This window comes from Gayadomonas joobiniege G7 (genome assembly GCF_000300815.1).
Classification (GTDB): domain Bacteria; phylum Pseudomonadota; class Gammaproteobacteria; order Enterobacterales; family Alteromonadaceae; genus Catenovulum; species Catenovulum joobiniege.
Window position 1 is genome coordinate 719,495 of record NZ_AMRX01000008.1, and the last position, 12,071, is coordinate 731,565.

Below are 12,071 nucleotides of genomic sequence, written 5' to 3' on the forward strand. Positions count from 1 at the left end.
AAAAAAGTAAATTTTCTAACAGTTTGTTTATATCAAATATAGAATTTATTGTTTATATATGATTTAATTACGCTAATCTTTTATTAGGTTTTTGCTAAATTCTGTTAGGAATTATTTATGACAATAATAAAATCTGTTGGCCGTCTCGTTTCGCTTTGCAGCTTGACGGCTGCTTCATTTACCAGTTCGATTCAGGCGTCGCCCCTAAACGATTGGGAAAATCCAGCAGTTACTCAGATTAATCGTTTACCTGCGCGTGCCACTTCGTACTCTTTTGCTGATAAAAATCTTGCTGTTCAACGTGATCGCGAACAGTCACGAATGCTCAAATTAAATGGGCAATGGAAGTTTAGCTATGCCGACGATGATGAAAAACGTCCGCTAAACTTTTTTCAAGCCGACTTTGATAGTTCGGGTTGGTCCAATATCGAAGTACCTGGCAACTGGGAATTACAAGGCTTTGGTCAACCTATCTATACCAACTCGACCTATCCATTTCCGGTTGAATTACCAAAAATTCTTCGCGATAACCCAGTGGGTTCTTATTTAAAATCATTTGACTTACCGGAAGCTTGGCAAGACGAGCGTATTATCTTGCACTTTGGCGGTGTTTCTTCGGCTTTTTATCTCTGGGTAAATGGTGAAAAAGTTGGTTATAGCCAAGGCAGTGCATTACCTGCCGAATTTGATATCAGTGACTATGTTACTCCTGGCCAAAATCAAATTGCTGTGCAAGTATTCCGCTGGAGCGACGGCAGTTATTTAGAAGATCAAGATCACTGGCGATTAAGCGGTATCCATCGTGAAGTCCTTTTATTAGCTGAACCTAAAGTGGCGATTAGAGATTTTGCGGTTCGCACTAGATTTACCGATGGTTATGACAAAGCGATTCTTGAAGTTAAAACCGATATTACTAATCCAGAAAAAATCAATACTAAAGGTTGGCAGGTTAAAGTTGATTTATACGACGACAAACTGCAAAAAATCAACTTGCCTGAACTTGTTAAGCCAGTTGACAAGTTATCTGTTTTAAAATATCCACAACGCGATAATGTAGCGTTTGCCGATTTTTCGGTCGAAATCAAGAATCCACGTTTATGGACATCTGAAACACCTGAGTTATATACCATGGTGATGTCGCTGACAGATGCTGGTGGTCAATTAATAGAGTCTCGTTCAACTCGAGTTGGTTTTAGAGACGTTAAAATCAACCAAAAAGGTCAATTATTAATTAATGGTCAAAGCATTAAATTAATTGGTGTTAATCGTCACGATCACCATGCGACTAAAGGTAAAGCATTAAGCCGACAGGATATTTTAGAAGATGTTTTGCTATTAAAACAATACAACTTTAATTCAGTTCGTACATCTCATTATCCAAACGATCCATATTTATATGAATTAGCTGACGAGTATGGTTTATATGTTATGGACGAAGCGAACGTTGAAAGCCATGGGGTTGGCGGTAAACTTGCTAACTTAACGAGCTGGACTCAGCCCATTATGGAACGTATTGTAAATATGGTTGAGCGGGACAAAAACTATCCTTCTATCATTTCGTGGTCGCTTGGGAATGAATCCGGAACTGGGCCTGGTTTTGCCGCTGCTGCTGGTTGGATCAAAGATTATGACCCAACACGCTTTATCCATTACGAGGGTGCGCAAGGTGATCCGACACACCCTGAATATAAACCGTTAGATGGTCGTTTTGCCGGTCCACATGAATTTGCAAAACGCCATACTGATTTAGCTAACCCAACGGATCCACCCTTTGTTGATGTGATCAGCCGTATGTATCCAAGCTTAGAGCAACTTCAAGGATTAGCGGATAGCCCGTATATCAAACGTCCTATTCTAATGTGTGAATATGCTCATGCGATGGGTAACTCTGTTGGTCATTTAGCGGAATATTGGGACATGGTGTGGGCGAATGACAACCTGATTGGCGGTTACATTTGGGATTGGATTGACCAAGGCATAGTTAAAAAAGCTCCGAATGGCAAAACCTTTTTAGCTTATGGTGGTGATTTTGGTGATAAGCCAAACGATAGTAACTTCTGTATTAATGGTATAGTTGATTCATATCGTCAACCGAAACCTGCATTGATGGAAGCCAAATACGTATTTCAGCCGGTTAAGTTTACTGCCGAGGATGCTGAAGATGGAGAAATTAACATTTTAAATCGCCAGTTTTTTGCTGATTTATCGGCATACGAGCTACGTTGGTCATTGCAAGAAGATGGAAAAATTATTGAACAAGGTCGCATCACTGATTTAGCGGTGGCTGCAGGTCAGACCGAATCAATAGATATTGATTTTGATGAACCTGAACTCAAAGCCGGTGCACATTACTTTTTACGACTCAGCTTAAACCAAAAATCTGAAACGCTATGGGCACCTGCCGGATATCAAGTTGCGGTTGAAGAGTTTAAGTTGCCTTGGTTTGAAGAGGCCGATGAAGATGATACAGAAATTAAAATGACGGTGGCTGATTCTGCCAACAAGCTTACCGTTTCAAACGAAAACTTTACTGTTGAATTTGATAAACAATTAGGTTTATTAAACCGTTATAGTGTCGCTGGTTTTAAAGGTGAATTGCCAATCATCGATGGTCCGCTAAAACCTCAATTCTGGCGTGCCCAAACTGATAATGATCGTTTAGGTTGGAAAACACATGAAACCTTAGGGTTCTGGCAAAGCGCAGCGGATAAATTAGTGTTAACTGATTTTGAAGTTGAGCAAGACGAGTATCAAGTGGTGGTGTCAACTGAGTTTAAACTGGATGACAAAATTGAGTTAGAAATTGAATACAGCATAAATGGAAATGGCGAAATCGAAGTTGATTACGAACTCGAAGCCGACCCATCATTGCCTAGTTTGCCTCGTATTGGTCTGACGGCTCAACTGACTAAAAAGGTGGTTAATTTAAGTTATTTTGGTAAAGGGCCATTTGAAAATTATGTCGACCGTAACCAAGGCGCAATGACAGGTGTTTATTCGGGACGCCTTGCCGACTTTATCGAACCCTATGTTAGACCTCAGGAGCAAGGGTTAAGAACAGGGACTTATTGGTTTAATTTGATTGACTGGACGGGACGAGGAATGCGTGTAACGGCAGAAAAAACACTCAGTTTTAGTGTGTTACCTTGGTCCACACAAGCGCTAGATCAGGCAACTCATACCTATCAGTTAAATGATAAACAAGCTTATCACATGAATATTGACTTTAAACAAGCGGGTGTTGGGGGTACCGACTCTTGGAGCGCAAAAGCTGCGCCGATTGAAAAGTACCAGATCCCGGCTGACGAATACGAATTTTCGTTTACCTTATCACCGGTTGCTTTTGAGTGAGTTAAATGATGAAAAAACTATTATCGCTAATGTTAGGCGCAGCGGTCTCCCTTTCGGGCGCCGCGAGCGCGGCAGAACAGTCACAACCAAACGTGGTTTTGATTTTAATTGACGATTTAAGCCACTATGGCATGACAACCTATGGCGCAAATCGTATTCGTTCAGTAAAAGGTGAATTTGAAGATATTACTTTTTCAACGCCAAATATCGATAAACTGGCTGAAACTGGCCTTAGAATGGAAAATGCTTTTACTCATCCGCTATGCGAAAATACTCGAATCGCATTAATGAGTGGCAAGCAGAATGACCGCAATTATTTAAAGCCTAAATCCCAGCATCATTCAGATATTACCTTTGGTGATGTTTTTCAACGCGCAGGTTATGCAACTGGTATGTACGGAAAATGGAAACAAACCCGTGGTACCTCAAATATTCCAGGTAAACAATATATTAGTGAGTTTGGTTGGGATGATTATGTCGCTTTTGATGTAGTGACCGAAGGGCAGCGTTTTATCAACCCCAACCTCGTCATAAACGGGGAGATTGCTAATTATCAAGGTCGCACAGATTTAGATCCTGAAACAGGACGACGTTGGTATGGCCCGGATATATACAACAGAGCGGCACTTAATTTTATCGAACAAAATAAAGACAAGCCTTTCTTTTTGTATTATCCAATGGCTTTAGTGCATGATGACCATAAACCGACCCCAGATACTAAACCAAACAGTATCTTTGACAACTATGATGAAGCAACGCATAACCGAAATGGTCATAAGGGCGATGAGCCTAAATATTTAGGTGACATGATTGAATATACAGATAAGCTTATCGGCAAAGTAGTAAACAAGCTGAATCAGCTTAATCTACGTGAAGAAACCTTGATTATTGTAATGGGAGATAACGGCACCAAAGAAATTTTCCATCATGTATTACCCGATGGAAGTGTCTATCCATCTCGTAAAGGTGGAAACGCTGACCCTGGTATCCATGTCGGTATGGTGGTTAACCAACCTGGTACGGTACCTGCAGGTGATGGCCAAGTGCGTAGCTATGATGGTTTAACCTATTTAACAGATGTTTTTCCAACCATTGCTGAAGCTGCAGGTATAAAAATACCGTCTGAAACCCGTTTAGATGGCAAGAGCTTTTGGGCGCAAGCAACCGGGCAAAGTCGTGAAGAACACAGAGACCATATTTACAGCTGGTATATGGGCAATGGCCTCTATCATGAAGTTAAAGATCCGCGTAAAATCAGTTTTGCATTTGATAAAAACTTTAAATACTACGGCCCAAGTGTCTATTTTCCGCAAGGTAGATTTTTTGATCTAAAAAATGACCCATACGAAAAAGCAGGCGACCGTTATGTTGAACTTAGATTCAGTGTACGCCGCTATTCAGGCTTGAATATGCAAAACCTGACACCAGAGCAATACGAAGCCATGTTGAGGTTGAAAAAGGTAGTTGAGTCTCGTCAAATTAAACCTGTTGAATCGGTAGAGATTATTGCTGATATATCTGAATTAAAAGTGGGTGAAACTTTTGATTTGGATGCAGAAGTGACGCCTATCAATGCAACACGTGATGGGGTTATTTGGCATTCGAGCAATCCGCAGATTGCAACTGTTAATAAATTTGGCGAGGTTACTGCGCATCAAGCAGGTGAGGTGACCATTAGCCTTTATTCATGGAGTGATGCAAGGCCATTAGCTGACAATAAATCGCCTGAGTTTTTAACAGATGGCATTCAAGACTCAATTACACTGGAGGTTGTTCGTTAAAAACAGTCTGATTGCAGTGTCCAGCGAGCAGTTAATGCGGCTCGCTGGCACAATAACAGCCTTTGACCTCAGTTAAAATACTTGCACCTTGTTTTTGCAAGTGCTGGCCAGTTTTAAGAAAACTCTCAACTAACCCTTGCCCAGGTGAGCACCAGGCACCCGCTGCATAAGGGCCAAAATAGGCTAACCTTCCATTATCATCAAATACCGCAACAGCTGGGGTTGATGGGATAATTTTTGCTAGTGTGGAGTCATTTGTTAATTCAATAGTTTGGTTAATATAATTGTTCTGATCAGCAAGTGCAGCAACCGAATTGATATGCCGACTGGCAATCCAGTTACATTGGCAGCCACCTGCGCGGATATGAAAAATGCGTCGGTTACGCTCAGTCGATATTAAATTAGCAAAATTTTGATCAAATTCTGGCTGTAAAATGGCTTGACCAAGTTGCCCGTGCGGATCAAATTCCACTAAACGTTTATTAAAACTGAACCAGAGCAAGAGCAATAATGCGGCTAACCAAATCGCACTGGTTGAATAAATTAATATTTTTTTATACGGCAAATTTTTTCATGTCCTGATTAAAACGTTGAATATCAGCATCTAATTGTTTTATTTCAACTTGAGCTTGCTCGGCGTCTGCTTGCAATGAGGCTGAAGTTTGCAATAAGGTGTGGGTTGAATCAGATATCTCGTTTGCGACCTGAGTTTGTTGATTGGCCGCTACTGCAACCGACGACATGTTCTCATCAACTTTTTTTATAATATTTGCAACCTGCAGCATAGATTCGCTGGCTAATTGGGCGCCATTGACCACTTGACCGGTGCGATCAAGGCAAATTTGCATCTGGTCAACGGATGCATCTGCATCTGTCATCAACTGATGAGTGATATCGCTAATTTGATCAGCGTTCTCTCGAGTTCGCCCGGCGAGCAAGCGAACCTCGTCGGCTACCACAGAAAACCCTCTGCCGTGTTCTCCAGCCCTAGCAGATTCTATCGCAGCATTTAGCGCCAGTAAATTCACTTGATCAGAAATGTTTTTGATCGCATCCATCACAATCTCAATTTGTTTACACTGACTGGCAAGCGACTGCATACTCGTTGACGTTTTGGTGAGATCTGTTTCTAACTGAGTCATATCATTATTGGTCGTCTGCATGATTTGTTTAGCACTTTCACTACGCTCACTCGCTGTTGAGGTTAAAGAGTTAACGGTTTGCGTGCGTGATTCTACTGCCTGATTTGCGGCAGACATTTGCTCGGCTGCGGCGGCAATTTTTTCAATTTGCAAAACACTTTGATCAATTGAGTTTTGGCTGTTTTGTGAAAGTTTGGTTACTCTTTGACTGACCCCTAAAGCATGATTTGCAACCGTCTGTGTATCTTCCACAAAATCTCTAACGGATCCTATTAAGCGGTTAAAATCAGTTAAATCTGGATTATTATTGGTTATGGCGACCGATAAGTTAAAATGGCCAGACTGGGCCAATATTTTATTGATTGTTTCTTTTAACGATAGCGCAGCAACTGCTTCATTGTGAGTTTTACGTGCGCCATACATCAAAACTCCGGCTTCGGCTAATGCAAAAGCCGCATGTATCACTAAAATGTATATCTGTAGATGTCCCTGCTCAAGTATATAGGTATGGGAGCCTTGCTGTTGTAATATATAAAATACAATATGATGAATGGCGACAAAGCCGGCTGCCGTGCCTATGACCTTCCAATCCCGATAAAACGATAAAAATGCCAATACCACAAAAATTTCAAAGTGTATCTCAGTGAGACCCATGGTTTGTTGAATATGCAAGGCTGCAAATACTTGGCTGGCGACTGCCAAAGTATGTCGGGTTATCGGGTTAAAGGGTTCAGTAAAAGTGAATGCGACTGGCAATAATAATATAAATATGCCAATGCCAAACGCTTCAAACCAAGTATTTGTAAAAAAAGCGATCACAATAGATATGATAAATTGAGTGAATAACACCCCAATAAATATTTTATTGCTGCGGGCAATCCAAGGGTATTGCATAACTTACCTCATAAAAAGTGTGCAATCCGGTGCGTATTATTTGTTTAATTAGAATGGGTATCAAACGGGCGTTTAAACTAAAGAGATCATTTAATTTTTAATGTTAGAAAACACTTATCAAAACGTCTAGTCAAGTACTGGGTTCAATTCACATAAATGAGATTTTTCATCGCTTGTTCAGTACCGGCTTTAAGCTAATGATCTGGTCAGCCAACGTAACGATTTGCTCTGTTTGGTGGCTAATAATAACTAGGGCGGCGTTTTGTTCATAACAGTAGTTAATCAATAACTCTAGGATCGTTCGGCTATGACATTCATCTAATCTGGAGGTCACTTCATCCGCGACTATGATTTTGGGTTTTAATAAAAATACCCGCAAAAGCGCAAATCGTTGCAATTCGCCTCCACTTAAGCTGGATTTGTCTCTTTGCAGCAGGCTAACATCCAGTTTAAGTTTTTCCATTCCGTTCAGGACTGATGAAAATTTAATTTGATGTAGTTTACAAACATCTTTAAATAACAGCTTAAGCGGGATGCCGGGTGCAAATACTGCGGTCGGTTCTTGGTAAATTTTTTGTATTTCAAGTTTACCAACTTGATTATCAACACTGCGATGTCCGCGGCTGGGCCGTTTTAGACCGCAGATTAGATCACCTAAGGTACTTTTACCGACCCCGCTTATGCCCTGTATTAACGTTATTTGAGCACACTTAAGTGTTAAATTGACATTGTTAAGAATTGTTTTACCAGAGATGGAATACTGAATATCCTTCATCTCAAGCAGGACTTCATTCACTGAACCAAATTTTTTGTGTATCGACGGAGGTTTAGTTGCAGCGATGAGTTGCTCTAGATAGGGCAGTCTCGGGCAGGTGAAAAGTTGTTTTGTTTGTGCAAAAGCAAGCTGGCGACCCTGTTGAATTATTAAGAGTTTGCCGCCTAACCGCTGGCAGAGCGCTAAATCATGGGTGATTGTCAGTAGTGCAGCTTGCTGACTGGTGTGTTTAATTTGTTTAAAAAGTTGTTCCACCGCTGTTTTATCAAGCCCTTTACTTGGCTCGTCAAGGATCATAACAGGCGTATTGGCACAGCTGATGATCGCGTAGGTCAAGCGTTGAGCCATGCCACCAGATAGTTGATGTGGGTATTTGTTTTGACAATCCATTAAAGATAGTGTGGCTAACCGCTGTATACTTTGTTTCGATGCGGTTTGTTTATCTTGGTTTAATACAAACCTACCTACTTCGATAATTTGTGAAGCGGCCTTTTTTAACGGGTTCAGTGCGTTCCAAGGCTCTTGGGGCAAAAGGACCAGAGTTTTGCCCCACAAAGCCTGAAGTTTTTTACGGTCTGCCAAATCAAATATACGGCCGTTAATGGTGAGTGTGCCAGTAACGGTCAGGTTTACTGCCAACGTACCCATTAACGCTTGCGCGAGTAAGCTTTTTCCAGCGCCTGTGTGGCCTAAAACTGTCACAGGCTCTTGATCCGAAAAACTAAAATTGAGTGGACCTAATAAAGCTCTGCGGTCTGAAAGGTGCGCACGAGTCGTTAGGTTTTCGTCGCTATAAATCGTTAACTTATCTATTTTCAATTGCATGATTGTTTTTTCCGGCAAGCAAGTTAAGAGATAATACGACAGTAAAGAGTACAACTAGGGGTTGGCAAAGTAACCAAGGGGCTTCTTCATAATAGGGAAATAATTCAACAATCATCAAGCCGAGTTCTGCTGTGGGTGGTTTCAAACCGACATAAACAAAACCTATCGACGCCATCATTAAGATTGCGTTCGCTGCGCCATATGCTGACAGAGTGAAGAGGCTGGGTTTTAACTCAGGTAACAAGTGGCGCTTTAAAATGTAAACATGGTTAAACCCTAACAACTGCGAGGATTCAACCGCAGGGCTGTTTAAAATAGCCTTACTACTGGCTTTAATAACCCGATAGTATTCAAGCGATAATACAATAGATATTGCCAAATAGATCATTACAAAAGAACCAGGTATCACAGCAGCAAACAAGAGCACTAAAATCAAACCTGGCAATGCCATTAAACTATTAATAAGCGCATCTAAGAGAGTCTCTGTTCTTCCGCGGCACCAGGCGGCGAATATGGCTAAGCCAGTACCAATAATACAGGAAGTAACAACAGATAATCCCGCCAACCAAAAAGACAGACGCAGACCTGCTGCAAGACGTACATACATACTTCTGCCGTATTGGTCGGTACCGAGCGGCTGCTCGAAAGAAGGCGTATTTAATATTTTATTTAGATCCTGACTGCCAACTGTTTGTTGCTGGATAACAGGTTGCGTCATTGCAAATACTGCCAACAATAAAAGAAGTATCGATGCGAAGCGTTGGCTTTTTGAAAAGTTGTTAAACATCTTATATATCTTTATTTAACCTAGGATCCAAATGTTGGCAGAGCAGATCGACTAGGGTATTAATGAATACAAATGCTAGAGCTAGAGTGAGCGCTGTGCCTTGCAGCATAGGAATATCTCGGGCAAAAACGGCGTGTGATAGGGCATGGCCGATACCAGGCCAAGCAAAGAGACTTTCGATCATAATTACGCCTTCAACCAAACCGATAAGTTGGATGCCAAATAATGACAACATAGGAACAGAAATATTGCGCAAACCATGCGAGAAAAACAATGTTTTGCCCGCTAGTCCTTTGATTTGTGCAAACTGATAATATTCGGATGAAAATACCGTTAATAGTTGGTCACGAACAAACTGATTAGACACGGCAGCCAAAGATAAAGCGAGTGTTAGTGCGGGTAAAAAAAGATATTCCGCGCCACCAAAGCCAGCCACAGGAAAGCAATTTAATTTGATTGCAAATAGCATAATAAGCAATAAACCCAAACTAAAAACGGGTTGAGCACGGATCACCGCAGCGACTACTAAGCAAGCGTTGTCAAATCCTCCACCGGCATATTTAGCTCGCAGGGCGCCAATAGGGATACTGATACATACGCTCAGTAGCAATGCTGTGACTGCTAGCTGTCCTGTATAAGCCAATTGGTGCGCTAATTCTTTGGTTATTGGCGCTCCGCTAACTAAGCTATTGCCTAAATTAAGCTGGCACAAATCCCATAGCCAGTTGAGATATTGTTGATAAACTGGCTCATCAAGGGCAAGCTCAGAGTGCACGGCGCTAGCAGCGGCACTGCTGACTGCGTCATCACCATAACGACCAGCAGCTACTTTATAAGCAATATCGCCAGGTAGCGCACGAACAAGAAAAAAAGTAAAACTACCAATGGCAATGGGCAAAAAAGCCAACTGCCAGGCTCGATGATATAAAATTTTATTCATTATCTTGCAAAGACATTCGGGATATTAAAAAAGAACGCTCAAAGGGATCAAATTCAAATTGCTGGATAGAATTGCTGACCGCACTGGATTGTAGATAATAGGCGATTGGGATCAATGGAATATCTTGTTGGATTAAGCTTGCGGTTTGTTGAGCTAAATTAAAAAATTCTTGATTGTCATTAAGTGTTCGCATTTTGTTTAACGTTGTAAATACCTCAGCATTGGTATAATTCATTGGCCCCCAGTCACCACCATCACTGTGGCTAAATTCGTTTAAAATTAAACCAAAAGGATCGCCAATAGTACCAAAGTTACGGGCAATTAATGCCATTTCTAAACTGCCGTCAGCATGACCTGAAGGGATGGCACTGCTATTTTCCATGAGGACCTGAACTAATATACCTAGTTCTCGCCATTGGGCTTGTAAAACTGTGGCTAACACTATCAATTCAGGGCGGTTTGCGTAGGTTATTAAGTTCAATGAGAGTGGTTCGCCGTTTTTATACCAGAGGTGGTCGTCAGCTAACTGCCAGCCTGCGGATTTTAAATATTTTTGTGCAGCCATGACGTTGGAATACTCGGGTTCAAGTTTGGCTAAATGCCAATTTTTTAAAATCGGCCCAAAAATTTGGTTTGCAGCGCTGCCTGGTGCTTTTAAAATCTGACTGGCGATTGCTTGTCTATCGATTGCTAAACTCAGTGCTTTGCGAACGTTTGGATCAGCAAGATGAGGATGAGCCAAATTGAGTTTAACCATGATAGTTCGAGGTATTTCTGTTCGATGAACCTGCACATTTTTATAAGTTTTTAATGACGTTAAAGTGGCCGGATCTAAATTGTAAACTATTTTAGCTTGCCCTGTTCTAACCATCATAGCCCGACTTTCAGAGCGATGTCCGGTAATATATTCAACCGATTTAATCCGTGCGGTTTGACCCCAAAAATCGGAAAATTTTGTCACTTTAATTTGATGAGGTGGAGCAAATTCACTTATTTGATAAGGGCCTGTGGCAATCAGTTCTTTAACTGAACCTGGTTTGTCGTATGATTCTCGAGCCAAAATGGCTGTGCTATAGTTGCTTAACACGGATGGCAGAGCAGGGTAGCTGTCTTTTAGATAAATGTGGATCTGGTCGTTGTTTTCGCTTTTGATTTGAACAATGCCTGCATGTTGAATAGGGCCGGGTTTATTTAGCGCTACTTTTAAGGCATTGGTAACATCATTTGCTGTCAATAGCCGGCCATTATGAAACTGCACGTTTTTGCGTAGCTTGAATGTCCACACAGTGCCATCTTTTGAACTAAACCATTCAGTGGCCAACGATGGAACTAATTCTCCGCTAGGATTAACATCGACTAAGGTTTGTATAACTTCCAAGCGGCTAAACATAAAACCAGAAATTGACGGATCTAAGGTGATGGCTTCAAACGGGCCGCTGATACGAATAGAAGATTTCTCTTGGGGCTGAGTGCAAGCCGTAAATAAAAATACAGCAGCGCAAACGGCTATCACTAATTTTATAAAAGTCATAGTAATATCGGCTTTATTGATGTTAAGCAGATAATACCGGAAATT

At 41.3% G+C, this 12,071-nt stretch carries 8 protein-coding genes; 2 read left to right on the forward strand and 6 right to left on the reverse strand.

The features are described 5' to 3' along the window. The first annotated feature begins 117 nt into the window (after positions 1–117). Both C727_RS0117520 and C727_RS0117525 read left to right on the forward strand, forming a co-directional pair. Entirely contained in the window at positions 118–3,351 is a 3,234-nt protein-coding gene (locus tag C727_RS0117520; RefSeq protein WP_017446971.1) for a glycoside hydrolase family 2, read from the forward strand. 5 nt (positions 3,352–3,356) lie between these two features. Continuing rightward, positions 3,357–5,132 (forward strand): sulfatase-like hydrolase/transferase, encoded by a 1,776-nt coding sequence (locus C727_RS0117525; RefSeq protein WP_155949301.1) that lies wholly within the window; start codon positions 3,357–3,359, stop codon positions 5,130–5,132. A gap of 31 nt (positions 5,133–5,163) precedes the next feature. On the opposite strand, the gene C727_RS0117530 is transcribed toward C727_RS0117525, so the two are convergent. The 6 genes from C727_RS0117530 to C727_RS0117555 all read right to left on the reverse strand — a co-directional run bounded on the left by C727_RS0117530 (position 5,164) and on the right by C727_RS0117555 (position 12,026). Beyond that, entirely contained in the window at positions 5,164–5,697 is a 534-nt protein-coding gene (locus C727_RS0117530) for a DUF6436 domain-containing protein (RefSeq protein WP_017446973.1), read from the reverse strand. Beyond that, positions 5,687–7,168, reverse strand: a complete 1,482-nt coding sequence (locus C727_RS19905; protein WP_017446974.1) for a methyl-accepting chemotaxis protein — start codon at positions 7,166–7,168, stop codon at positions 5,687–5,689. The genes C727_RS0117530 and C727_RS19905 overlap by 11 nt, the downstream gene beginning before the upstream one ends. A gap of 166 nt (positions 7,169–7,334) precedes the next feature. Then, complete coding sequence (locus C727_RS0117540) at positions 7,335–8,768, reverse strand: ATP-binding cassette domain-containing protein (RefSeq protein ID WP_017446975.1); 1,434 nt, start codon at positions 8,766–8,768, stop codon at positions 7,335–7,337. Continuing rightward, on the reverse strand, positions 8,749–9,486 hold the full coding sequence (locus tag C727_RS0117545; RefSeq protein WP_237742356.1) for an ABC transporter permease: 738 nt from the start codon (positions 9,484–9,486) through the stop codon (positions 8,749–8,751). Before C727_RS0117545 ends, C727_RS0117540 begins: the two co-directional genes overlap by 20 nt. Positions 9,487–9,556: 70 nt before the next feature. Beyond that, positions 9,557–10,495, reverse strand: coding sequence for an ABC transporter permease (locus C727_RS0117550; protein WP_017446977.1), 939 nt, complete (start codon positions 10,493–10,495; stop codon positions 9,557–9,559). Continuing rightward, on the reverse strand, positions 10,488–12,026 hold the full coding sequence (locus tag C727_RS0117555; protein ID WP_017446978.1) for an ABC transporter substrate-binding protein: 1,539 nt from the start codon (positions 12,024–12,026) through the stop codon (positions 10,488–10,490). The genes C727_RS0117550 and C727_RS0117555 overlap by 8 nt, the downstream gene beginning before the upstream one ends. Positions 12,027–12,071: the final 45 nt, after the last annotated feature.